This is a genomic window from Corallincola luteus (assembly GCF_004336975.1).
GTDB classification, from domain to species: domain Bacteria; phylum Pseudomonadota; class Gammaproteobacteria; order Enterobacterales; family Neiellaceae; genus Corallincola; species Corallincola holothuriorum.
The window spans coordinates 128923-153472 of record NZ_SJXE01000008.1 but is presented as its reverse complement, the minus strand read 5'-3'; the positions used below and the strand labels follow the sequence as shown (position 1 = coordinate 153472).

Below are 24550 nucleotides of genomic sequence, written 5' to 3'. Positions count from 1 at the left end.
TAGTATAGAAGTGGTTAATTGATTTCGTTAGTCAGCAGTGCGGCTATCTGCGGCGGGATCTGCTGTGGTTGCAATATGCGCAAAAGCTTATGTCGACCGGTTGCACCTTTTAGCAGTTGTACCTGATTTTTAGCGACCCGGAACTGTTTTGCTAGAAACTTAATCAAGTGGCTATTGGCTTTACCATCTACAGGCGGGGCAGTAATAGCCAGTTTGATTTCATCGCCATGGATGCCTTGCCAGTTATCACGACTGGCCTTGGGCTGCACATAGAGTCGCAGCTCAAGGCTTTCTGTGGTGCGAGTGACAGCTTGCATCAGAACATGCTGCCGCCAAACAGTAATATTTTTAGAAACTGCAGGGCAATAATCAGTACCAACATCGACAGATCCAGTCCGCCCATGGGAGGAATAATTCGGCGGATCGGTGCCAACATTGGTTCGGTTAGCTGCGCCATCACCGCTTCGATGGGGTTATACCCTTGGCTTACCCAGCTCAGAATAGCGCGTAAAATCAGCACATAGAAGACGATGGAGAAGATCTCCTTGACCAAAGTGATGCCGCCGGCCATCAGAATAAACAAGGCATCAAACGGTACTTTGGCAATAAGAGCGAGCACCACGACTTTGACACAGGCGATGACCAGCGCAAATACTAAGCTGGCAGTATCTAATCGTCCTATGGCGGGGAGTACCCGGCGTAATGGTCCCACCACAGGGTGAGTGGCTTTCACTACAAACTGGCAGAATGGGTTGTAGAAATCAGCCCTGACCAGCTGTAACCATACCCGTAAAATCACTACCATCAGGTATAGATTGAACAGGATATCGATTAGAAATACAAAGGCGGATTGACTCGCCATAAAATGACTCTCCCAAATATGAAAATGCCTGCACTTGGCAACAGCCTAAACTACAAGCACCGATAACTTAAGTGATTCGATGACTAAAACTGTTTAGCCATCTCTTCTGCTCTGGCAACCGCCGCTCGCATCGCTTTAGCAACTAAGGTAGACAACTCGCCCTCTTCAAAAGTTCTCAGAGCTTCAGCCGTGGTGCCGCCTTTTGATGTTACCTGCGAGCGCAATGTGGATATGGGAAGATCGCTTTCTGTGACCATCTGCGCTGCACCTTGGGCGGTTTGTTGCACCAGTAAGCGTGCCGTCTCAGTATCAAAGCCCATATTTTCAGCTTCAGTTTGGATCGCTTCCATGAATAGGAAAAAATAGGCCGGAGCACTACCCGCCGCAGCGATAACATGATTGATACCGGCTTCTTCTTCCACCCAGACCACTTTACCGACGGCGGCCATTAACGATTGACTGAACAGTTTATCATCCTGCTTCGTGCCTGTAGGGGCGTACAACCCTGTCATGCCAAGCCCCAATAATGAGGGTGTATTAGGCATGGTGCGGACAATACGCGGAGCACCGCTAAGATAGGCTTGCAGGGTGTCAACAGTGACGCCGGCGGCAATAGACAGATAGAGTTTATCACCGTGGCCGCCCATATCGGCGACCAAGCGTTCGCAAACAATGTCTAATAGCTGTGGCTTAACTGCTAGCACCACCACATCAGCTTCTTTCGCACCTTTGGCATTATCTTCTGCGGTATTCACACCAAAATCATCGGCCATCCGTTGACGGGTTCTGTCCGTCGGGGCGGTGACCGTGATTAAATGGGCGGGGTAGCCGCGCTTGATCAGACCGCCAATAATACTGCGGGCCATGTTGCCGCCGCCAATGAAGGTAACTTTTTCCTGCTGGTCAAACATCTCTGGATCCTTATTTGATCGCTAATTCGATTGTGCGTGTTCATTATGAAACAGTGGCGGCTATTTGGGCGCGCGAGCCCCAAATATCGCCGTACCGATGCGAACCATGGTGGCACCTTCGGCAATGGCAGCCTCCAGATCGCCACTCATCCCCATGGATAGCGTGTCTAATTCTGGGTGGTGTTGCTGCAAATTGATAAAAGCAGTATTTAGCCGCTTGAACTGTGCGCGCTGAGCCTGATAGTCATCAACATCAGCGGGGATCGCCATCAGCCCGCGAAGCTGTAAGTTAGGTAATTCTGTGACCTGTTGAGCCAAGTCTGGTAAGGCCTCAAGCGAGATCCCGGCCTTTTGAGGTTCGTCACTTATATTGACTTGAATACAAATTTTTAACGGCGTAAGGTGGCTCGGACGTTGTTCGCTAAGGCGTTTGGCTATCTTAATACGGTCTACACTTTGCACCCAGTCAAAGTGCTCTGCTAATAAGCGGGTTTTGTTTGACTGGATCGGACCGATGAAATGCCATTCAAGCTGCGGGTTGGCGATGGCGACTATTTTGTCGACCGCCTCCTGTACGTAGTTTTCACCAAAACAGCGCTGTCCGGCAGCGACTGCTTCGAGGATTGCTGCGGCAGGCTTGGTTTTACTGACGGCTAATAGCGTAACGCTATCTGCCTCTCGACCAGCCTCTGTACAGGCTGCATTGATGCGCTGTTGCGAACTCTGCAGGCGAACTGTTAAGTCACTCATAAGAATTTAATTACCGATACCTTCTGGAGCTAGGCTATGGATGTTACCGAATTACTGGCGTTTACTGTTAAGCATAATGCATCAGATTTACATCTGTCCGCCGGTGTTTCCCCGATGATCCGTGTTGATGGTGAAGTACGTCGAGTCAATGTGCCGGCATTAGAACATAAAGAAGTTCATTCACTTATCTACGATATCATGAATGATAAGCAGCGCCGTGAATTTGAAGAACATCTCGAAGTGGATTTCTCATTTGAGGTGCCTAATCTGGCTCGCTTCCGTGTTAACGCATTTAATCAGGGGCGTGGCGCTGGTGCTGTATTCCGTACCATTCCGACGGAAGTTTTGACTCTGGAGACCTTAGGTGCACCAGAGATTTTTAAGAAGATTTCTGATCTGCCTCGTGGCCTTGTGTTAGTGACCGGGCCGACCGGCTCTGGTAAGTCGACGACGCTGGCGGCGATGATCGATTACGTCAATGACAACAAACATCACCATATTCTCACCATCGAAGATCCTATCGAATTTGTTCACGACAACAAAAAGTGTTTGGTCAACCAGCGTGAAGTCCATCGCGATACCCACAGCTTTAATGCCGCACTGCGCTCTGCGTTGCGTGAAGATCCGGATGTTATTCTGGTGGGTGAATTACGTGACCTTGAAACCATCCGTTTGGCATTGACCGCTGCAGAAACCGGCCACTTGGTATTCGGTACATTGCACACCACCTCTGCCGCTAAAACTATTGACCGTATTGTTGACGTATTCCCTGGGGAAGAGAAAGCGATGGTACGTTCAATGCTGTCAGAATCATTACGTGCGGTTATCTCCCAGACACTATTGAAAAAACTGGGTGGTGGTCGAGTCGCCGCCCACGAAATCATGATCGGTACCCCAGCGATCCGTAACTTGATCCGCGAAGATAAAGTGGCGCAGATGTACTCGGCGATCCAGACGGGTATGGCCCATGGCATGCAAACATTGGATCAGTGTCTGCAGGGCTTGGTTAGTCGCGGTATTGTTACTGCGGATGATGCGCGTCTGAAAGCTCATGACAAGAACGCTATCTAAGGGAGTGTAGGTGATGCTGCTGAATCAACTGCTGACGAGAATGAGTAATGAAAAGGCGTCGGATCTTTTCATTACCGTTGGCTTTCCACCCAGTGCCAAGATTGATGGCGAAATGACGCCGTTGGCGGAAACACCATTGAGTAAAGAGCGCGCGCTTGAGATCGTTGAAAGCGCGATGACCGAGAAGCAAAAACAGCAGTTTCACGACGAGCGCGAGTGTAATTTCGCCATCCCGCTAGCGGGGGTTGGTCGTTTTCGTATCAGTGCCTTCTGGCAACGTGATAGCGCGGGTATGGTTTGTCGTAAGATTGAAACTCAGATCCCCGACCCTGACTCGTTGGGGTTGCCGCCGACTCTGAAAGAGACGGTGATGGCGAAGCGAGGCTTATTGCTGTTTGTGGGTGCCACCGGTACCGGTAAGTCAACCTCGTTGGCGGCACTACTAGGGCATCGAAATCGCAACTCCCGCGGTCATATTTTGACCATTGAAGATCCTATTGAATTTGTTCATCAGCATGAAAAGAGCTTGGTGACGCAAAGGGAGGTGGGACTGGATACGGAATCGTTTGATGCCGCGCTAAAAAGTGCCTTACGTCAGGCGCCGGACGTGATCTTGATTGGTGAAATCCGCTCCATGGAAACCATGGAATTCGCCCTGAGTTTCGCCGAAACCGGTCACTTATGCCTTGCTACTTTGCACGCTAACAACGCGAACCAAGCGTTGGATCGTATTATGCATTTGGCACCAACCGAGAAACACAACCAGTTGCTGTTTGATCTGTCGTTTAACCTGCGGGGCATCGTGGCACAGCAGCTAGTGCCTCGTCGTGATGGCAACGGCCGTAGAGCGGCGATCGAAATCTTGCTGAATACGCCGATGATCGGTGAGCATATTCGTCGGAACGAAATGCATCTGATTAAAGAGACGATCACCAAGTCTCGAGAACAGGGGATGCAGACCTTTGACCAGGCACTGTTTGACCTCTATCAGGCGGGTGAAATCAGTTACGCTGATGCGCTACATTATGCTGATTCGCCTAATGATCTGCGTCTAATGATCAAACTGCAGGGCGATGAACCCGGTGGCGGCTCCGGCTTCCTCGATGGTGTGACGCTCGACAACGATGATGACGATTTTTAGTCCACATCAATCTAGTCGAACTATAACAAGCCCTGAGATTAATCTCGGGGCTTTTTTTATGGTTAATACCAGGTTGGTTAATTGACGATGCTATTGTCATAAGCTATTGATATAAATAACTTATAAATTCTACTCTTTTGTCCATCGCCGCGGACAGGAAAGGGAAGGGGATAGCAAGATGGATAGAGATTGTTTAAGCCGTGTTGTAAGCACTTGGATTTGGTTTGCCTCCGTACTTATAGGCTGTGCTGTTTGGGTGCCATCGGCTGCTGCGGAAGTGAGTGCTGATGCGGTAACCGCGCAACAGAAAACCTTGGTGATAGCGACACGTGACGCCCCGCCTTTCGCTATTAAAACCGAAGATGGTTGGCATGGCATTACGATCGAACTGGTTCGTCATATTGCTGATCAATCTGGTATTCAACTTGAGTTTAGAGAGATGGAGATCGATGAGATGCTGTTGGCGGCCTCGCGTAGCGAGATCTCAGCTGCTGCCGCTGCTCTAACCATTACCGCGGAGCGGGAACAATCCGTTGACTTTACCCATCCCTTTCTTACTTCTGGATTAGGTATCGCTGTGGCGAAAAGCCAGTCGGTTAGTTGGATAAGTGCGGTCAAAGCTCTCTTCTCCGGCCCATTTATTAAAGCGGCAGGTGCTTTGCTAGCCGTACTTACCATTGTCGGAGTGGTTGTTTGGTTGGCAGAGCGTAAACACAATGAGCAGTTTTCTGTTGCGCCAATCAAAGGGGTTGGAGCGGGTGTTTGGTGGTCAGCAGTAACGATGACTACCGTAGGGTATGGAGATAAAGCGCCAAAATCCCTGCTGGGACGGATTGTCGGTTTAATCTGGATGTTTGCCAGTATCATCATTATTTCCGGATTTACTGCGGCCATCGCCACCTCTTTAACGGTGGGGCAATTGGAACAGTCCATTACTGGTATTGATGATCTGTATGGTGAACCGGTGGTCTCTGTTAAAGGCAGCACCAGTTCCATCTATCTGCATGAACAGTTTGTTCGTCATGAAGAAGTGGCATCCGTTGAAGAGGGCTTAAAGCTACTTGCAGATGGCAAGGTGATTGCCATGGTGTATGACTTGCCGATTCTACGGTATGAAATTAACGCGAATTTTGCCCATCAATTGAGGGTGTTGCCGCAAACGTTCCTGCGCCAGGATTATGGTATTGCGTTACCGCCAAATGATCCCACCAGAGAACTGTTAAACCAACAAATATTGAACTTGATAGATACGGATGAGTGGCAGCAAATCAAAGACAGATATTTGGGTGTGACAAAATAGGTTAACGACATAATCCGGTTAGTTGATAGCCTGCGGTGGTCCAGCGCCGTTGCTTAATAGTTAGCGATTCGAAACAGAGTTGCTGCTCGTCTAATGCGCTATCCAGCCCGACCTCTGCTTGCTCTTCCATTTCAGGGTCTGTGATACCGGTTAAAGCAGCGTTTACGGGGGATTGTGGTTCGCGCAGGCTGCGGTATTGCCCCCCTTGAGGTTGCTGACGTTTTTTGTCGTTATTCAGGGTGGGAGTGGTAAACGGCAATGTGTAAACAAACTTAATTGAGCCGTCATCTAAGGCTTCGTAATTGAGTGTCGCTTGGGGAAGCTCTGCTTGGGGTTTACCTGAGCACGCCGATAACAGGCTTATCAAAATCAGTGCGGTACAAATATTTTGGCTTGCCATTCAACTGCTGTCCAAATCCGTTGCGCTACGATACTGCTTGCTATCAAGAAGCTCAGTATATGCTAACGGATATCGGCACCAGACAATATTAAGAAACGTGAAGTTGTGAAGTTGATTAGTCTCGTGGCTTCCCTTTAGCTACTGATAGGCTCGTTGCATGTAGCTTTCGATGATGAGTACTGCCGATACACTATCAATTTTGTCTTTTTGGAGTGCTTGATAGCCACCCAGCTCAAACAATCTTTCTTTTGCATCTGCCGTCGTCAGGCGTTCATCCTGCATCTCAAACGGTGTGCCAAAGCGGCCATGTAATCGTCCGGCGAATTTCTTGGCTCTGGCGGTTATCCATTGCTCTGTGCCATCCATGTTGAGTGGGAGGCCAATCACTAATAGATCGGGTTGCCACTCCTCGATTAGACGTTTGAGCTGATCCCAGTCTGGTATACCATCTTTGGCTTTCAACGCGGGCAGTGGTGATGCGGTACCTGTCAGCTCTTGGCCGATGGCCACACCGATGCTACCCGTGCCAAAATCGAAGCCCAGCAGGGTTCTTTGTGCCGCTTGTGAACCCATTAAGCGTGACCTATTTCTGGGCTGATATTCCAGATGTCGACACCCAGCCGTTTGGCTGCCGCTTCCCATAATTGATCCGCTGGGGTACTAAAAATCAGTTCATCATCGGCGGGGATCGTGAGCCAACTGTTGCGGACCAACTCTTCTTCGAGCTGCCCTTCCGACCAGCCAGAGTAGCCAAGAGTGATGATATATTGCTCCGGTGCTTTGTCTGTGCCCAGGGCGGTTAAAATATCTTTCGAGGTGGTCACCATGATTTGGTCACTGACCTTCAGACTGCTGGTCCAGCCGTGTTGGGCGGAGTGCAGGACGAAACCACGCTCAGGGCTGACTGGTCCACCGGAAAAGACTTTGCGTTGGCGGGTGGTTTCAGGCAGGTCATCCAAGTCAAGGTGTTCAACCTGCTTGAGTAGCTCGCTAACGGTGATGGGCGCGGGTTGGTTAATGATGAGACCCATCGCTCCCTTGTCATCATGCTCACAGATATAGGTGACGCTGCGTGAAAAAAACGGATCTTTCAGCGACGGCATGGCAATAAGCAGGTGATCGCGCAGACTTTCCATACATTTCACTCGGTTACTACAGACACTATTATTATGGCAGTTGCTGGCGTAAAACTCAGCTAAGGCGGCCATAATTCCTTAGCCGCCATATTGAAAAAGGGTTAGTTGGCTAATCGCTGCGCAATAGCGTCCATTAACTGACCAGCAATATCGATATCGAATGCCGCTTCTATTTCACGAATACAGGTTGGGCTGGTGACGTTGATCTCAGTCAGTCCTTCACCAATGATATCCAGGCCAACAAAGATCAGCCCTTTGGCTTTTAACGTCGGTCCGACAGCACGGGCAATACGCCAATCACTTTCACTCAGAGGCCGCGCTTCACCACGGCCGCCAGCGGCGAGGTTGCCACGGGTTTCTCCTTTGGCGGGGATACGCGCCAAGCAGTAGGGGACCGGTTCACCATCGATCATCAGGATCCGTTTGTCGCCATCTTTAATGTCTGGAATAAACGCTTGCGCCATACAGTAGCGTTGGCCATGTTCCGTCAGGGTTTCGATGATCACCCCTAGGTTTGGATCGTTGGGTTTGATCCGGAAAATCGAAGCGCCGCCCATGCCGTCCAGCGGCTTTAGAATAATGTCGTCATGTTTGGCATAGAAACGACGAATATTGTCAGCTCGACGGGTGACTAGCGTAGGGGGGGTTAACTCGGGAAACCAAGCAGTAAACAGCTTTTCGTTGGCATCACGCAGGCTTTGTGGCTTATTGACTATGAGTACACCTTCATCTTCGGCCCGCTCTAGCATGTAGGTGGCGTAGATATACTCGGTATCAAAGGGGGGGTCTTTGCGCATCAATACCACATCAAGTTCCGTCAACGGTAACTCTTCGGCCGCGCCTAAAGTGAACCAGTTTTCTGCATCTTGCTGTACTTGTAGTGGTGCCATTCGGCCGTAGGCTTTGCCTTGGTCGAGGTAAAGATCGGCCATCTCCATATAGCGCAGTTGCCAACCCCGAGCCTGTGCCGCCACTAGCATGGCAAAGCTGCTGTCTTTCTTGATATTTATATCTGTGATGGGGTCCATCACGATACCGACGGTAATAGTCATTCTGTTATCCCAAGTCACCAAATCTGAGTTGCAAAGCGCTGATAGCAACCAACGCTGCGGTTTCTGTTCGTAATATGCGAGGACCGAGTTTGACGGTAAAGAATTGCGCTTGCTCAGCGACGGTAATCTCTTGTTCGGAGAGTCCGCCCTCGGGGCCGATAAGTATCTCTACCTGATCCCCAGGCGCCGCCATGTTGCTAAAGCTGGTATCGGTATGAGGATGCAAAGTGAGACGAGTGGCGTCAGTTGTTCTGGCCAACCATTCCGATAGCGGCTGGGGCGAATTGATACGCGGCACTCTGTTGCGGCCACACTGTTCGCAGGCACTGATAGCCACTTTCTGCCAATGTGCGACTTTCTTCTCCCAGCGTTCATTGTTGAGTTTGACGCCGCAACGTTCAGTAATCAGTGGTGTGATCTCTTGTACGCCCAACTCGACTGACTTCTGTATTGTGATATCCATCTTTTCACCACGGCTTATTCCTTGGCCTAAGTGGATCGCAAGTGGGCTTTCCCGATCTGCGGGGTGAGCTTGCTGTATCTGCACTGACACATTGCGCTTGTCGACAACACTGAGTGTTCCAAGATACTCATGACCGTCGCCATTAAAAAGCGTCACCGGATCGCCGAGGCGCATTCGGAGTACGCGCGCCACGTGACCCGCGGCATCACTACTTAGCTCGACCGTTGACGGAGAGGTCAGCGGTTCTGGGTGAAATAGTCGAATGTTGCGCATGATGTAACTCTTATCCTGACCAAACGATATTGAAAAGCAGTGCGTAGAAAGCGAAGCCTGTTTTCGTGATCAATCAACGCAGTATAAACAAAAAAGGCAAGCTTTCGCTTACCTTTATCTTTGGGATGAAAAAATGCCGCAGGTGTATGGCACCCACAGCACTTTGTGGGGTGTGCTAATGCACGGGGGCGGCAAATTTAGTCAGTCAATTATAAGCCTGCAGAGGCGCGAAGAGCGTCTATTTTATCAACCTGCTCCCAAGGGAACTGCTCACGGCCAAAGTGACCATAAGCGGCGGTTTCTTTGTAGATAGGCTGCACTAAATCTAACATTTCAGTGAGACCATATGGACGCAGGTCAAAGTGTTCTCTAACCAGTTTAACTAACAGCTCGTCAGCCACTTTACCTGTACCAAAGGTTTCGACGCTGATAGAGGTCGGTTCGGCTACGCCAATGGCATAACTTACCTGGATCTCACAGCGTTCAGCTAACCCAGCAGCAACAATGTTTTTTGCCACGTAACGGCCAGCGTAAGCGGCGCTACGGTCAACTTTTGACGGATCTTTACCGGAGAACGCACCGCCACCGTGGCGAGCCATACCACCGTAGGTATCAACGATGATCTTCCGGCCAGTTAAGCCGCAGTCACCCATCGGGCCACCGATAACAAAGCGACCGGTGGGGTTGATGAAGTACTTGGTCTTGTCGTTTAGCCATTCGCGGGGTAGTACCGGATCGATAATGACTTCGCGAACCGCTTCTACCAGGTCACTTTGGCTGACGCTGTCACAGTGCTGTGTCGATAACACCACAGCATCAATGCCAACAGGCTTGCCGTTTTCATAAACAAAACTTACCTGGCTTTTAGCGTCTGGGCGTAACCAAGGAAGTGTGCCGTTCTTACGTACTTCAGCCTGACGCTTTACGAGGCGGTGGGCATAAGTAATTGGCGCAGGCATCAGGACATCAGTCTCGTTGCTGGCGTAACCGAACATCAAGCCTTGGTCACCAGCCCCCTGCTCGCGAGGATCACCGCGGTCAACACCTTGAGCGATATCAGGCGATTGTTTACCGATAGCGTTAACGACAGCACAGGAGTCAGCGTCAAAGCCCATATCCGAGTGCACATAGCCAATATCTCGAACGGTATCACGTACCAGTTGTTCGATATCTACCCATGCTTCTGTAGTGACTTCGCCTGCCACTAGCACCATGCCGGTTTTAACCAGGGTCTCACAGGCTACGCGTGCCATAGAGTCCTGTTCGAGAATTGCATCGAGAACAGCATCAGAGATCTGATCTGCGATTTTGTCGGGGTGCCCCTCAGAAACGGATTCGGAGGTAAATAAATGTTGTGCCATGGGTGTCATCCAGATAGATAGACTTATATATGTATGAACGTCTAGACGTCTATTCTAACCAAGAGAGCTGCAAATGTGCTAGCCCCGATCGTAAAAAAAGCGCATAACCGCTTTGTTGTACGTGTAAACGTAAATAATAGATTACATATATAGAGGCGTAGAATTTCGTTGCTAATGTACACAGAAACATTGACAATATGCGTCCATTTTTTCAGACACTTCAAATTATAGAGCTGGGAGTATTCGATGCCTTCTCGTCGTGATCTTGCCAACGCAATCCGTGCACTGAGCATGGATGGTGTACAAAAAGCTAAGTCGGGTCACCCCGGCGCACCTATGGGTATGGCTGATATCGCGGAGGTTCTCTGGCGCGATTATATGAAGCACAACCCAACTAATCCTGAATGGGTTGACCGCGATCGTTTCGTATTATCCAACGGCCACGGTTCTATGTTGTTGTATTCCCTGTTACACCTCACAGGCTACGACCTCTCAATTGATGATTTGAAAAACTTCCGTCAATTGCATTCTAAAACCCCTGGTCATCCTGAATATGGTTATGCGCCGGGTGTAGAAACTACCACCGGGCCACTGGGTCAGGGCATCACCAATGCGGTTGGTTTTGCGATCGCAGAAAAATCATTGGCCGCGCAGTTTAACCGTGGTGTTCATAATGTGGTTGACCACTACACCTATTGTTTCCTCGGTGACGGTTGCTTGATGGAAGGTATCTCCCATGAAGCCTGTTCATTGGCTGGCACCTTGGGTCTAGGTAAGTTGATTGCATTTTGGGATGACAACGGCATCTCAATTGACGGTGAAGTTGAAGGCTGGTTTACCGATGACACGGCCAAGCGTTTCGAATCATACGGCTGGCACGTTATTCCAGCGGTTGATGGCCATGATGCAGCAGCGATTGCAGCAGCAGTCGATGCGGCGCGTGCAGAAACTGGCAAGCCAACCCTTATCTGTTGTAAGACCGTGATTGGTTACGGCTCGCCGAATAAAGCTGGTAGCCACGACTGTCACGGTGCGCCATTAGGCGATGAAGAGATCGCTGCATCACGTGAATTCCTTGGTTGGAAGCATGGTGCATTTGAGATCCCTGCTGATCACTACGAGCAGTGGAGTGCGAAAGATGCGGGTCAGGCCGAAGAAGCCGCTTGGCATGACAAATTTGCTGCTTATCGTGGCGAACACCCTGAGTTAGCCGCTGAGTATGAGCGCCGCATGAAGGGTGACCTGCCTGCTGAGTTCTCAGCGCAAGCAGATCAGTACATTGCTGACCTGCAAGCCAAAGGCGAAGTCATTGCGACTCGTAAAGCAAGTCAGAACTGCCTGAATGCTTATGGCCCATTGTTACCTGAATTCATGGGCGGCTCAGCCGATCTCGCGGGTTCTAACCTGACATTGTGGAGTGGGGCGAAAGGCCTCACTGCTGATGATGCTGACGGCAACTATATCTTTTACGGCGTGCGTGAATTTGGCATGTCAGCCATCATGAATGGTCTTGCTCTGCACAAAGGTTTCGTACCTTACGGTGCTACTTTCTTAATGTTCGTTGAATACGCTCGTAATGCGGTACGTATGGCCGCGTTGATGAAGCAGCGTAGCATCTTTGTTTATACCCACGATTCTATCGGTTTGGGTGAAGATGGTCCGACGCACCAGCCAGTAGAGCAGATCTCCAGCTTGCGTATGACACCTAATCTGGAAAACTGGCGTCCATGTGACACGGTTGAATCAGCAGTGTCTTGGAAAGCGGCGATTGAGCGTAAAGAGGGGCCTACTAGCCTTATCTTTACTCGCCAGAACTTGGCTCATCAGGATCGTACCCCACAGCAGGTTGCTGATATCGCCCGCGGTGGTTATGTGTTGAAGGATTGTGAAGGTCAGCCTGAGCTTATCCTGATTGCTACCGGATCTGAGGTTCAACTCGCAGTTGAAGCCTATGCCACGTTGACTGCGGAAGGCCGTAAGGTGCGTGTCGTTTCAATGCCATCAACGGACGTGTTTGACGCCCAGGACGCAGCGTATAAAGAAGCTGTATTGCCTGCTGCGGTAAGTAACCGCGTCGCCGTTGAAGCCGGAATAGTCGACTACTGGTACAAGTATGTTGGCCTGAATGGTCGGGTGATTGGTATGACAACGTTCGGTGAGTCCGCTCCTGCGGATCAGTTGTTCGAGATGTTTGGTATCACCACCAAAAATGTTTTGGAAAATTGCCGCGAGTTACTGGGCTAATTCCACTCGATATTAGAGGCGGGCCTTAGGCTCGCCTTTTTATATCTCTTCTTAAATTGCACCTATCAGACTGTGGTATGACGATAAGAGTTGCGATAAATGGCTATGGCCGTATTGGGCGCAGTGTACTGCGTGCACTTTATGAGCGTGGCGAACAAGATATTAAGGTGGTAGCGATTAATGAGTTGGCTGATGTTGACGCCATTGCTCACTTAACTCGCTATGACACTACCCATGGTCGTTTTAACTGTTCAGTAGAATTGGAACAGACGACTTTGCGGGTGGGTGATGATGATATTCAACTCTTACAGCAGGCCGATATCTCTCAGCTACCCTGGGATGAGTTGGCTATTGATGTGGTGTTTGAATGTACCGGTAGCTTTAATCGCCGTGAACACGCAGAGCAACATCTTGCTGCTGGCGCGAAAAAGGTCTTGTTTTCGCAACCTGCCCGTACCGAAACAGACGTTGATGCCACCGTTATTTGGGGCGTTAATGAAGCTGTATTGAAGGCCGAAGATCGGATCGTATCTAACGGTTCTTGTACCACCAACTGCATCGTGCCTGTGATCAAGCTATTGGATGATGAGTTTGGCATCGAATCTGGCGCGATCACGACTATCCATTCGGCGATGAATGATCAACCCGTCATTGATGCCTATCATCCGGATTTACGTCGAACTCGCGCCGCTGGCCACTCCATTATTCCTGTTGATACCAAGTTGTCTGTGGGAGTGGAGCGGATCTTGCCGAAATTCGCGGGTCGATTTGAGGCAATTGCCGTGCGAGTGCCGACGATTAACGTGACTGCGATGGACTTGTCGGTTACAGTTCACAAGAAAGTATCGATCCGTGATGTAAATCAATTACTACAAAGCGCAGCTAAGGGAGAATTCTCCCAAATCCTGTCTTATACTGACGAACCTTTGGTTTCTGCTGACTTTAATCATGATCCACACTCATCGATTGTGGATGGAACGCAAACACGAGTCAGCCACCATCATTTGATCAAATTACTAGTTTGGTGTGACAACGAATGGGGATTCGCAAACCGGATGATTGATACATGTCGGTCTATAATGAATGCGGTCTCCCAAACTCAACCCAATTCGCTTAACTTCAGTCGAACATAGAGGAATCACCATGTCTGTTATTAAAATGACTGATCTGGATCTGGCCGGTAAACGCGTCCTGATCCGTGCAGATCTCAACGTACCTGTGAAAGATGGCAAAGTGACTTCGGATGCGCGCATCCTAGCATCACTGCCTACCATCGAAATTGCCCTGAAAGCCGGTGCAAAAGTGATGGTGACTTCTCACCTAGGTCGCCCAACTGAAGGCGAATACGCTGAAGAGTTTTCACTGCAGCCTGTAGTTAACTACCTTGCGGACGCTGTTAAAGCACCTGTACGTTTGGCAAAAGACTACTTGGCAGGCGTTGACGTTGCAGCTGGCGAGTTGGTTGTTCTGGAAAATGTTCGCTTTAACAAAGGCGAAAAGAAGAACGAAGAAGGTCTGGCAAAGCAGTACGCTGCACTGTGTGACGTATTCGTGATGGATGCCTTTGGTACGGCTCACCGTGCACAGGGTTCAACCCATGGTGTTGCTCAGTATGCGCCTGTTGCTTGTGCTGGCCCTTTGTTGGCGGGTGAGTTGGATGCATTAGGCAAAGCAATGGCTGAGCCTGCGCGCCCAATGGTGGCTATCGTTGGTGGTTCTAAAGTATCTACCAAGCTGACAGTACTTGAGTCACTGTCTAAAATTGCTGACCAACTGGTTGTTGGCGGTGGTATTGCTAACACTTTCATCGCGGCTTCTGGCCACAATGTAGGTAAGTCACTTTATGAAGCTGACTTGATCCCTACAGCGCAAAAGCTGATGAAAGAGTGCTCTATCCCAGTTGCTACTGATGTTGCTTGTGCCAAAGCATTCGACGAAAATGCTGAAGCAGAAATTAAAGACGTGAGTGAAGTGACTGACGACGACATGATTTTCGATCTTGGTCCTAACAGCTCTGCTGAACTGGCTGAGATCCTGAAGAATGCCAAGACTATTTTGTGGAATGGTCCAGTCGGCGTTTTTGAGTTCAAGAACTTCGAAGCAGGTACACTGTCTATCTCTAAAGCAATTGCAGAGAGCGAAGGCTTCTCTGTTGCTGGTGGTGGTGACACATTGGCTGCTATCGACAAGTTCGGTATTAAAGCAGATGTTTCTTACATCTCTACTGGCGGCGGCGCATTCCTTGAGTTTGTTGAAGGGAAAACTTTGCCAGCAGTAGCAATGCTGGAAGAACGCGCGAAAGGTTAATTCAAGCTGGCGGGTGTTGTTTACCCGCCTTTTGCTGTGTTCCTGCTACATTTGTTAGCAAACCATAAGTGATGGAACTGAGTCACAATTTGGAACACTAAGAAAACGTATCTCAATTAGGAAATTTGTTATGTCTAAGATCTTTGACGTTGTAAAGCCTGGTGTTGTTACCGGTGATGATGTTCAGAAAGTATTCGCCATCGCTAAAGAAAACAACTTTGCTCTGCCTGCTGTTAACTGTGTAGGCACAGACTCTGTAAACGGTGTTTTGGAAGCGGCAGCAAAGGTGAAAGCACCTGTTGTTGTTCAGTTCTCTAACGGCGGTGCTGCATTCTTCGCTGGTAAAGGTCTGAAAGCCGAAGGTCAAACAGCGCAAATCTTGGGTGCTATTGCTGGTGCTAAGCACGTTCACCAGATGGCTGAAGCTTACGGTGTTCCAGTTATCCTGCATACTGACCACGCTGCTAAGAAATTGCTGCCTTGGATCGACGGCCTGTTAGATGCTGGCGAGAAGTTCTTCGCAGAAACTGGTAAGCCTCTGTTCAGCTCGCACATGATCGACTTGTCAGAAGAGAGCCTGGAAGAAAACATCGAAACTTGTGCCAAGTACCTTGAGCGCATGAGCAAAATCGGCATGACCCTGGAAATCGAATTGGGTTGTACTGGTGGTGAAGAAGATGGCGTTGATAACTCAGACATGGATACTTCTTTGCTGTATACCCAGCCTTCAGAAGTAGACTATGCCTACGAGAAACTGAACGCAGTTAGCCCACGTTTCACTATCGCAGCGTCTTTCGGTAACGTACACGGTGTATACAAGCCTGGTAACGTTGTTCTGACTCCAACCATCCTGCGTGATTCTCAGGCCTATGTTTCAGAGAAGCATGGTTTGCCTGCTAACTCTTTGAACTTCGTATTCCACGGCGGTTCTGGTTCTACTCAAGAAGAGATCCAAGAGTCTATCGGTTACGGCGTAATCAAGATGAACATCGACACTGACACCCAGTGGGCTACTTGGGAAGGTGTGATGGATTACTACAAAGAGAAAGAAGCTTACTTGCAGGGCCAGATCGGTAACCCTGATGGTGACGATTCACCTAACAAGAAGCACTACGATCCTCGCGTATGGCTGCGTGCTGGTCAGGCTGGCATGGTTACTCGCCTGGAAAAAGCATTTGCTGACTTGAATGCGATTGACGTTCTGTAATTGAACTGTTTTTAGCATTTTTAAAAACCCGCCGTTAGGCGGGTTTTTTTATGGCCGATTCTAGCTCACACTATGGGGCGGATCGCCTGGGAAGAGTTGTACAGGGGTCTCATATTCAGAGAGACGTATAAGAATCAAAAGTAAGGAATGACTCCCATGGAACAAATTGAAGTCTTGATCACTGACAGCCAGCCAATGTTGCAAGCATTGATCACCAATGTGGTGCTGGCCTTAGTCATCTTTTTCGTTGGACGCCTGATCTCCCGCTCTGTGCGTAATATTGTCGAAAAAATGATGAACGCTAAATCTGTAGAAGCGACGTTAGTCGGTTTTATTGGCAATCTGGTTTACTACGCGGCGATGACGTTAACCGTGATCGTCACCTTGTCTCAGTTGGGTATTGAAACAACCTCTTTTGCGGCAGTTATTGCTGCGGCCGGTTTGGCTATCGGCTTGGCGCTGCAAGGGTCGTTATCTAATTTTGCCGCCGGTGTGCTGATTGTTATTTTCCGCCCGTTTAATAAGGGTGATTACGTGGAAGCGGGCGGCAAGTCGGGCAGCGTAGAATCTATTCAGATATTTTCGACGGTACTGAAAACGCCAGACAACAAAGTGATTGTGGTACCCAATGCACAGGTCACCGGTGGTGCGATTACTAACTTTAGTCGTGAATCTAAGCGTCGGGTCGATTTAGTGATCGGCGTTTCTTATGACAGCGATCTAGCTAAGGCAAAGAGTGTTGCGGAGCAAGTGATGAAGCAACATGCCCTCGTGCTAGATGATGATTTCACTATTGGCGTCGCTGCACTGGCGGATTCATCGGTGAATCTTGCTGTACGTTGCTGGGTGAATACCCCTGACTACTGGACGGTCTTCTTTGATCTTAATGAGCAGATCAAACGGGCCTATGACGAAGCAGGCGTCGCTATTCCATTCCCGCAGATGGATGTGCATCTCAGCAAGCCGTAATGTTGCGCTGAATTAGCAAAGCACTTGTTGCAGAGGCTCTAGCACTGCAACAGTGCTAGAGCTTTTGCTTGAATACAGGCATAATCCCCGTCGAATTATTAACCTAGTTTTCACGTCACATTTAAGTAACACACCCATTACCATAACAAAGTGTTGCCCCAGAAAAAGTTAGAGGAATTTTATGAAAGGTTTTGTATTGCCTGTGCTGGCGGTTGCATCGTTGTTATCAGCACCTGTTTTTGCTGAAACAGATTTAACTGAAGAAGAATTAAAGAAACGGGGTTTTGCTGGCGGTATTGAGTTTGGCTTCAATATGACGACGGGTAACACTGAGACCACCGCTTATCGCACCCGTATCGATGTAGACCATTTCCTGATTGGTTGGCGCAACAACTACGTTATCGAAACAGACTACAAAGAAGATGATGAAGAGACCAAAGAAGAGCGTTACTTTGGTTCTGCTCAGGGCAACCGCGAGTGGGAGTTTGCCCCAAACAGCTATACCTTCTTCCGTTACAGCTATGAGAACGACCGCTTTAACGGTATGGAAGATGCCAACACTATCTCTGTCGGTTATGGTCAACGGGTTCTAGAAACAGAAACTCTGTTTTTAGACTTAGAAGGTGGTCCTGGTTATCGTACTAATGATGCCAATGAGCAAGATGATGAATGGATTGCGCGTCTTGCCGGTAACTTAGCTTGGGATATCAGTGATACAGCCAAGTTCACTCAACGCCTAAGTTCTGAAATTGGTCAAAACAATACGATTAGTCGTTCTGAAAGTGCGCTGACAGCCAACGTGATTGGCTCATTGGCTTTGAAAGTCTCTTTTACTGTTACTCACCAGACCGATCCTGCGGAAGAGGATGATGGCGAAGAGCTGGATAGTACTGATACTCGAACGGCTGTGACTTTGCTTTACAAGTTCTGATCTTGTTAAAAGGAGCGGGTCTATGTTCGCTCCGCTCTGTGCTCTCAAGGATTGCCATTCGGTCAGCCTTGAGTAACATAGGCGCATATTGTTGTTTTTTTGTAATCTAGATGGAGGGGAGAGTGCGTTTAGTCATCATCCCTTTTATCTTGTCTCTTTTCTCTCTCTTTAGTTGTTCCGCTTTCGCTGATCTTTGGTCGCCACTGGATGATGAAGTCAGTGATGAAGATTTGGCTCGTAGAGGTTTCGCTGGCTTTGTCGAAGCAGGCTTCAATAACTCTACTGGTAATACAGAAACCACCAGCTATCGTAGCCGTATTGAGGTTGATCACTTCCTAATTGGTTGGCGTAACCGCTATGCATTCGAATCAGATTTTAAAAAAGATGACGAATCTACCTCGCAGGAGCGTTACAAGGTAACGCTGAAAGCAGAGAAAGAGTGGAACGAAACCAGTAGTTATACTTTTGTGCTTGGTGATTACGAAAATGATCGCTTTAACGGTATGCGCAATCTGATCACTATTTCAGCAGGGTATGGCTGGCGCGCATGGCAGGCCGATATTGCTTTTCTAGATTTGGAATTGGGACCGGGTTTTCGGAGCAATGAGGCGGGTGATAAGGACAAGGAGGCGATCGCCCGGGGGGCGGCTAGATTTGAATGGCAGGTCAGTGATACTGCTACTCTCACCGAAGTGTTCTCTACAGAGATTGGCCAAGAGAACCGTATTACCCGTTCAGAAACCGCTCTTTCGGCGGAGTTAATTGGTCAACTTTCTCTTCGATTAAGTTTCTTTATGGTTTATCAAAGTAAGCCCGTGGATGATGATGGCTTTGAAGATGAAACCTTAGAGGAAGTTGACACCCGTACTAGCTTAACCCTGCTCTATAGTTTCTGAGGCGGTCTTGCTCGCAACCAGCGAGGGTAAGCTTTCAATTGTATACTTCTATTTGCGATCGATATTGCTAAATTTCATATTGAAATATCGCAATAATTTCAAAAGCTTGTCTACTCTAAAAGAGTGCTTTCTTAAAGGTTATTGCGGTATACGCAGGATGCTTAGAAACAATAGCTGTGTGTGAATAAGCTTAGCCATTTCTAGCTTGGTTTGGAATTTAAACGGCGTCTAACTATTTAGTTAGACGCCGTATTTTTTTGCTTGTCAGGTCGAACACCCGACTGGGTAACTTAGTGCAAGATACGGCAGCGCATAGTGCCGTCAATTGCACGCAGTTCGGCTAACGCTATATCTGCCTGCTCTGTATCTATATCAATAACGACGTAACCTATATCCGCGCTGGTTTGCAGATACTGGGCTGCGATGTTGATCTCTTTCGCGGCAAACGCTTGGTTGATCTGATTCATTACGCCCGGACGGTTATGGTGAATGTGTAATAGTCGGCTACAACCGGCATGTTCAGGCAGTGATACCTCAGGGAAGTTAACCGCAGACAGCGTTGAACCATTATCACTGTATTTGGCTAGTTTACCCGCCACTTCAATACCAATATTTTCCTGTGCTTCTTGCGTACTGCCGCCCACATGGGGGGTCAGGATCACGTTGTCGAACTCGCGTAGCGGGCTCTCAAACTCTTCGCCGTTAGCTTTAGGCTCTACTGGGAATACGTCGATAGCGGCGCCTGATACCTGCTTACTCCGCAACGCGTCGCATAGTTCGTCAATGACAACGACAGTGCCACGTGCAGCATTGATGAAAATAGAACCTTGCTTCATCTGGGCAAATTGAGTGGCGCCAAACATATCTTTGGTTTGTGCGGTTTCAGGTACGTGCAGTGATACCACATCAGACTGTGCTAATAGCTGCTCCATACTGGCTACTTGACTGGCATTACCCAAAGGAAGCTTAGTTTCGATATCGTAGAACGAAACTTTCATGCCCATAGTTTCAGCCAAAATACCCAGCTGGGTGCCGATGTGGCCATAGCCGATGATGCCGAGGTTTTTGCCGCGGGCTTCGAAGCTACCGACAGCGCTTTTATCCCACTCACCACGGTGTGCTTTAGCATTGCGCTCAGGCACGCCACGTAACAATAACAGGATCTCACCTAATACCAGCTCAGCAACCGAGCGCGTGTTTGAAAACGGCGCGTTAAATACCGGGATGCCACGCTTTTCCGCGGCCGCTAAATCTACCTGATTGGTGCCGATGCAGAAACAGCCTATGGCCACCAGTTTTTCTGCGCAATCGAGCACTTCTTCGGTTAATTGGCTGCGGCTACGAATACCTACGAAATGAACGTCTTTGATCGCTTCTTTGAGGTCTGCATCGGACAACGAGCTTTTGTGGTAAACGATGTTCTCGTAGCCCGCGGCCTTGAGTACTTCCACTGAACTGTTGTGCAGTCCTTCCAAAAGCAGGATTTTGATTTTGTGTTTATCTAGCGAAATTTTGCGCATTCTGAAACCTAATTCCAAACGGATAAATCGGAGCTTCGCCCGCGCCGAGCGGGCTGGCTGTTAGTCTAGGGTAACCTTAGCGATACCCTGCTCACTGCCGATCAGTGCGATGTCTGCACTACGGCGAGCAAAAATGCCATTGGTCACAACCCCGGTCAGTTGATTGATCTGTGTTTCCAGTGCCGGTGGATCCATGATCTTTAGGTTGTGAACATCAAGAATATAGTTTCCGTTGTCGGTGATAACGCCTTCGCGCCATACCGGATCGCCACCGAGCTTGACCAGCTCGCGGGCAACATAGCTACGCGCCATCGGGATAACTTCTACGGGTAAGGGGAAGCTTCCCAAAACCGGTACCAGCTTGCTTTGATCCGCAATGCAGACAAACTGCTTTGCCACCGCGGCAACGATTTTTTCCCGAGTGAGTGCGGCACCGCCACCTTTAATCATGTGCAGATGTTCAGTGATCTCATCAGAGCCATCTACATACACACCCAGTTCGCCGACACTGTTGAGGTCAAACACAGGAATACCGAGAGCTTTGAGTTTCTCAGTTGAGGCTTCCGAACTGGATACTGCGCCTTCTATATCATGCTTGCGCGTGGCAAGGGCATCGATGAAATGGTTCACGGTCGAACCGGTACCGACACCCACAATGGTGCCTTCTTCAACATATTCAAGTGCGGCCCAACCGACCGCCTTTTTCAATTCATCTTGTGTCATGCCTGCCCCTATCTCGGAGTACTGACTGAAGGAGGCGGAATTATAGCCGAGAATCTTGCGCAGTAGAAGTCTAGACGTCTAAATAGATTTGATTGTCCATTGCCATTGTTTACTCGGGGTAATGATTGTCGGCAATGGCACATCCCAATGCTGATGCGGCAGGCTGTCGACATGTTGGCAGTCGTGGGCCAGACCCACAGGCAAGGGTTTGTTATTGGCATTGGTTTGCCATCGACTGAGGGTGCGATCATAGAAGCCACCGCCCATACCAAGACGGTTGCCGTCGGCATCAAAGGCCACCAAAGGGCAGAGGATAATATCCAGCTCGTTCAAGGGGGATATCTGCGTCACATCCAGGCTAGGTTCGGGAATACCAAAACGGTTTCGTATCAGCAGGGTATCGTGTTGATACTGGAGAAACAGTAGGTGGCCTTTACAAAAAGGGTGCAGCAGTGGCAGATACACTTGCCGTTGCTGCTGCCATAGCCATTGGATAATCGGATCGGGGTCGATTTCGCCATCATTGGCGAGATAAAGACCAACCCGTTGTGCATCAACAAATGGTTGAAACGACTGTAATTGGCTAAGCAGGCTTTCAGCGGCAAGGCGCTGCTCGCTATCTGAAAGCTGTTGACGTCGCAGGCGGATCTGCTGACGTATTTGTTGACGGCTGCTATTCAATGATAATCGCTGTCTAAAGTAAGGTGTTTCCCAGTGTGCCGCTGCGAGTGTCAGCCCTTGAACCCTCCGGTTCAAGGCGGGAATCCTGCTCTGCCGTAGGCGTCTCAGTCGAGCTGAGCATGCACAATAGCAGTGACGAGAAAACCCTTTAAATGTGGATATCGGCTCAGGGACGTAACCCGCTGGCAAACACACCAGGAAAGCTAAAAGGTAAGCTTCGCTTGTGCCGCCATTGTCTGTGGCAGATGGGGCTGAAGTCAACCCTATACAGATGACGGAGAGAGATTTTTCATCTAACTCATTGACTGCCGTTGGTCTGGCATCGGGTCAATGCTAGGATATCCAATGAATTTATTACGCAAATGGTTGGGCGATGAGCGCGAACTCAATTTACGATTTTGAAGATTTCAGCGAACTGTTAACTCGGTTTCAAATGTTGGCTTCTGCTGCTGAAGTTCATGGTGTTATCTCCGGACTGGTTTGTGGTGGAACGCCGCTGGATGGGCGCAGTTGGCGCGCGCCGTTGGCCGATGCGATAAATGAAGGCTATGGCCTGCCATCAGATCTTGAAGAAGCGTGTGGCCGTGTTTATCAACAGGTGTGTCAGGTGTTGATCGACGACACCATGGCGTTTGCGCCACTGTTACCAGACGATGAAACCGAACTGCTGTCGCGGGTGGATGCGATGGCAGATTGGGTTGATGGCTTTCTTGCGGGTTTTGCTTTGGCTTGTGGCTCGCTGGAAGAGGCGTCTGATGAGTTAAAGGAAGTGCTTAGTGACCTTTCCGAATTGACCCGGGTATCACTGGGTGATGAAGGGGAGGATACGGAAGAGATGGAATCGGCTTTCGTTGAAGTGGTTGAGTACCTTCGCGTGTCCGCGATGTACTGCTTTAATGAATTTGGTGATCGCAAGGGGCTCGCAGAGCCGAAGCCGAGATTGCATTAATTCCCGATTTTGTTGCAGCCTGTTTCATTGAAGCCGGTTTCGTTGAAGAGAGTAACGTAGTGAGCGCATCCCTAAAAATTTCGACAGCAGAGTATGTTCAGCGCCGGCAGCGTGTTTTAGAACAGATGGCGGAAAACAGCGTGGCTGTATTTTCTGCAGCCAGTGAGTTGACCCGCAGTCGTGACACCGAATTTCCCTTTCGTCAGGACAGTGATTTTTACTACCTGACTGGCTTTAATGAGCCAGATGCTGTGTTGCTTTTGCTTAAGGGGGAGTCGCAGCAAACCCAACTGTTATGCCGTGGTAAAAACAAGCTGGCAGAGGTATGGCAAGGGCGTCGCTTAGGCCCTGAACAGGCCAAAGAAGTGTTAGCCATCGATCAAACCTTCGACATCGAAGAGCAAAGTGAACGCCTGCGTGAAGCGTTAAACGGTAAGTCGCGCGTATATATGATCCAAGGGGTTTACCCGGAATTCGATCAACGCCTGTTTGATATCTTCACTCTGCTACGTAGCGGCCCGAAAAAAGGCTGGAAAGCGCCGACAGAAATTTTTGACGCGCGGACACTGCTGCATGAGATGCGTTTGCTCAAATCGGACGCTGAAATCGCTCTGATGCGTGAAGCGGCTGCTATCTCTTGTGATGCTCATCACCGCGCCATGGCGTTTGCCAATGCTGACGCTACGGAGTATCAACTCGAAGCTGAGATCCATCACGAATTTGCCATGCGTGGCGCTCGTTCACCTGCTTACGGCACCATTGTCGGTGGCGGTGACAATGCCTGCATTTTGCATTACACCGAAAATAGCGACGGTTTGAACCGTGGTGATTTAGTACTGATTGATGCTGGCTGTGAATTACAGATGTACGCTGCTGATATTACTCGTACCTTCCCCGTCAGTGGTCAATTCAGTGAGCCACAGAAAATCTTGTATCAGCTGGTGCTGGATGCGCAGTTAGCCGCCATCGCCATGGTTAAACCGGGTAACACTTTAAAGCAGGTTGGCGACACCGCGATCCGGGTGCTAACCCAAGGGCTGCTTAAGCTAGGTATTCTCGACGGAGAGCTGGACACGCTAATCAAAGAGAAAGCATTTAGCCCCTATTACATGCATGGTATCGGCCACTGGCTTGGCTTGGATGTGCATGACGTGGGTGAGTATAAGCTCGATGATGTTGAGCGGCCTTTTGCGCCAGGCATGGTGTTGACCATTGAACCGGGCTTATATATCGACGCCGACGCTGATGTCGACGCGCAGTGGCGCAGTACCGGGATCCGTATCGAAGACAATCTGCTGGTGACTGCCGAAGGGCATGAAGTGCTGACCGCTGCCGCGATCAAGGAGATCAGCGATATCGAATCCTTGATGGCCGCCGCTAACGCCCTCGCTTAAGGATATCGG

General features: G+C 49.3%; 25 protein-coding genes and 1 other RNA gene. 12 read left to right on the top strand and 14 right to left on the bottom strand.

What is annotated here, in order from left to right; translation table 11 throughout:
- Positions 1-14: 14 nt before the first annotated feature.
- The 4 genes from yggU to EZV61_RS14985 form a co-directional block, all read right to left on the bottom strand.
- A complete protein-coding gene (gene yggU / locus EZV61_RS15000) occupies positions 15-317 on the bottom strand; it encodes a DUF167 family protein YggU (protein WP_130567672.1) in 303 nt (100 codons plus the stop codon).
- The gene (locus EZV61_RS14995; RefSeq protein WP_114339098.1) at positions 317-862 is read right to left on the bottom strand and encodes a YggT family protein; all 546 of its coding nucleotides are present in this window, start codon (positions 860-862) and stop codon (positions 317-319) included. The genes yggU and EZV61_RS14995 overlap by 1 nt, the downstream gene beginning before the upstream one ends.
- Before the next feature lie 83 nt (positions 863-945).
- On the bottom strand, positions 946-1773 hold the full coding sequence (gene proC / locus EZV61_RS14990) for a pyrroline-5-carboxylate reductase (protein ID WP_131416611.1): 828 nt from the start codon (positions 1771-1773) through the stop codon (positions 946-948).
- 60 nt (positions 1774-1833) lie between these two features.
- Positions 1834-2523 (bottom strand): YggS family pyridoxal phosphate-dependent enzyme, encoded by a 690-nt coding sequence (locus tag EZV61_RS14985; protein WP_114339100.1) that lies wholly within the window; start codon positions 2521-2523, stop codon positions 1834-1836.
- A gap of 36 nt (positions 2524-2559) precedes the next feature.
- On the opposite strand from EZV61_RS14985, the gene EZV61_RS14980 reads away from it, so the two are divergent.
- From EZV61_RS14980 to EZV61_RS14970, 3 genes are all read left to right on the top strand, one after another.
- A complete protein-coding gene (locus tag EZV61_RS14980) occupies positions 2560-3594 on the top strand; it encodes a type IV pilus twitching motility protein PilT (RefSeq protein WP_114339101.1) in 1035 nt (344 codons plus the stop codon).
- A gap of 13 nt (positions 3595-3607) precedes the next feature.
- On the top strand, positions 3608-4735 hold the full coding sequence (locus tag EZV61_RS14975) for a PilT/PilU family type 4a pilus ATPase (RefSeq protein WP_114339102.1): 1128 nt from the start codon (positions 3608-3610) through the stop codon (positions 4733-4735).
- A 178-nt stretch (positions 4736-4913) separates the two neighbouring features.
- The gene (locus EZV61_RS14970; RefSeq protein ID WP_131416609.1) at positions 4914-6035 is read left to right on the top strand and encodes a transporter substrate-binding domain-containing protein; all 1122 of its coding nucleotides are present in this window, start codon (positions 4914-4916) and stop codon (positions 6033-6035) included.
- Between the two features lies 1 nt (position 6036).
- Here the strand turns inward: EZV61_RS14970 and EZV61_RS14965 are convergent, their stop codons facing one another.
- The 6 genes from EZV61_RS14965 to metK form a co-directional block, all read right to left on the bottom strand.
- Positions 6037-6435 carry a hypothetical protein gene (locus EZV61_RS14965; protein ID WP_131416607.1) on the bottom strand — a complete coding sequence of 133 codons (399 nt, stop codon included), beginning with the start codon at positions 6433-6435 and terminating at the stop codon, positions 6037-6039.
- Between the two features lie 138 nt (positions 6436-6573).
- The gene (ruvX, locus tag EZV61_RS14960) at positions 6574-7008 is read right to left on the bottom strand and encodes a Holliday junction resolvase RuvX (RefSeq protein WP_114339105.1); all 435 of its coding nucleotides are present in this window, start codon (positions 7006-7008) and stop codon (positions 6574-6576) included.
- Complete coding sequence (locus EZV61_RS14955) at positions 7008-7571, bottom strand: YqgE/AlgH family protein (RefSeq protein ID WP_114339219.1); 564 nt, start codon at positions 7569-7571, stop codon at positions 7008-7010. The genes ruvX and EZV61_RS14955 overlap by 1 nt, the downstream gene beginning before the upstream one ends.
- A 101-nt stretch (positions 7572-7672) precedes the next feature.
- Positions 7673-8623, bottom strand: coding sequence for a glutathione synthase (gene gshB, locus EZV61_RS14950; RefSeq protein WP_131416605.1), 951 nt, complete (start codon positions 8621-8623; stop codon positions 7673-7675).
- Between the two features lie 4 nt (positions 8624-8627).
- A complete protein-coding gene (rsmE, locus tag EZV61_RS14945; protein ID WP_131416603.1) occupies positions 8628-9359 on the bottom strand; it encodes a 16S rRNA (uracil(1498)-N(3))-methyltransferase in 732 nt (243 codons plus the stop codon).
- A 209-nt stretch (positions 9360-9568) separates the two neighbouring features.
- On the bottom strand, positions 9569-10720 hold the full coding sequence (metK, locus tag EZV61_RS14940; RefSeq protein WP_114339108.1) for a methionine adenosyltransferase: 1152 nt from the start codon (positions 10718-10720) through the stop codon (positions 9569-9571).
- A 246-nt stretch (positions 10721-10966) separates the two neighbouring features.
- Between metK and tkt the strand changes: the two genes are divergently transcribed.
- The 7 genes from tkt to EZV61_RS14905 all read left to right on the top strand — a co-directional run bounded on the left by tkt (position 10967) and on the right by EZV61_RS14905 (position 19274).
- Entirely contained in the window at positions 10967-12964 is a 1998-nt protein-coding gene (gene tkt / locus EZV61_RS14935) for a transketolase (protein WP_114339109.1), read from the top strand.
- 77 nt (positions 12965-13041) lie between these two features.
- Positions 13042-14097, top strand: a complete 1056-nt coding sequence (gene epd, locus EZV61_RS14930) for an erythrose-4-phosphate dehydrogenase (protein WP_131416601.1) — start codon at positions 13042-13044, stop codon at positions 14095-14097.
- 10 nt (positions 14098-14107) lie between these two features.
- Positions 14108-15271: a phosphoglycerate kinase gene (locus tag EZV61_RS14925; RefSeq protein ID WP_114339111.1), complete on the top strand. Its 1164-nt coding sequence runs from the start codon at positions 14108-14110 to the stop codon at positions 15269-15271.
- Positions 15272-15401: 130 nt separating this feature from the next.
- Complete coding sequence (gene fbaA / locus EZV61_RS14920; RefSeq protein ID WP_114339112.1) at positions 15402-16478, top strand: class II fructose-bisphosphate aldolase; 1077 nt, start codon at positions 15402-15404, stop codon at positions 16476-16478.
- Between the two features lie 156 nt (positions 16479-16634).
- The gene (locus tag EZV61_RS14915; protein WP_130567679.1) at positions 16635-17447 is read left to right on the top strand and encodes a mechanosensitive ion channel family protein; all 813 of its coding nucleotides are present in this window, start codon (positions 16635-16637) and stop codon (positions 17445-17447) included.
- 181 nt (positions 17448-17628) lie between these two features.
- Complete coding sequence (locus EZV61_RS14910) at positions 17629-18378, top strand: DUF481 domain-containing protein (RefSeq protein ID WP_114339114.1); 750 nt, start codon at positions 17629-17631, stop codon at positions 18376-18378.
- A 122-nt stretch (positions 18379-18500) separates the two neighbouring features.
- On the top strand, positions 18501-19274 hold the full coding sequence (locus EZV61_RS14905; protein WP_165569630.1) for a DUF481 domain-containing protein: 774 nt from the start codon (positions 18501-18503) through the stop codon (positions 19272-19274).
- A gap of 290 nt (positions 19275-19564) precedes the next feature.
- On the opposite strand, the gene serA is transcribed toward EZV61_RS14905, so the two are convergent.
- The 4 genes from serA to ssrS form a co-directional block, all read right to left on the bottom strand.
- Positions 19565-20794, bottom strand: coding sequence for a phosphoglycerate dehydrogenase (gene serA, locus EZV61_RS14900; RefSeq protein ID WP_114339116.1), 1230 nt, complete (start codon positions 20792-20794; stop codon positions 19565-19567).
- Between the two features lie 60 nt (positions 20795-20854).
- Complete coding sequence (rpiA, locus tag EZV61_RS14895) at positions 20855-21517, bottom strand: ribose-5-phosphate isomerase RpiA (protein ID WP_130567682.1); 663 nt, start codon at positions 21515-21517, stop codon at positions 20855-20857.
- A 78-nt stretch (positions 21518-21595) separates the two neighbouring features.
- On the bottom strand, positions 21596-22198 hold the full coding sequence (locus EZV61_RS14890; RefSeq protein ID WP_130567683.1) for a 5-formyltetrahydrofolate cyclo-ligase: 603 nt from the start codon (positions 22196-22198) through the stop codon (positions 21596-21598).
- 23 nt (positions 22199-22221) lie between these two features.
- Positions 22222-22402, bottom strand: a non-coding RNA gene (gene ssrS / locus EZV61_RS14885) — 6S RNA.
- Between the two features lie 169 nt (positions 22403-22571).
- Between ssrS and EZV61_RS14880 the strand changes: the two genes are divergently transcribed.
- Both EZV61_RS14880 and pepP read left to right on the top strand, forming a co-directional pair.
- Positions 22572-23147 carry a UPF0149 family protein gene (locus EZV61_RS14880; protein ID WP_130567684.1) on the top strand — a complete coding sequence of 192 codons (576 nt, stop codon included), beginning with the start codon at positions 22572-22574 and terminating at the stop codon, positions 23145-23147.
- A 59-nt stretch (positions 23148-23206) separates the two neighbouring features.
- Positions 23207-24541 (top strand): Xaa-Pro aminopeptidase, encoded by a 1335-nt coding sequence (gene pepP / locus EZV61_RS14875; RefSeq protein ID WP_276320501.1) that lies wholly within the window; start codon positions 23207-23209, stop codon positions 24539-24541.
- Positions 24542-24550: the final 9 nt, after the last annotated feature.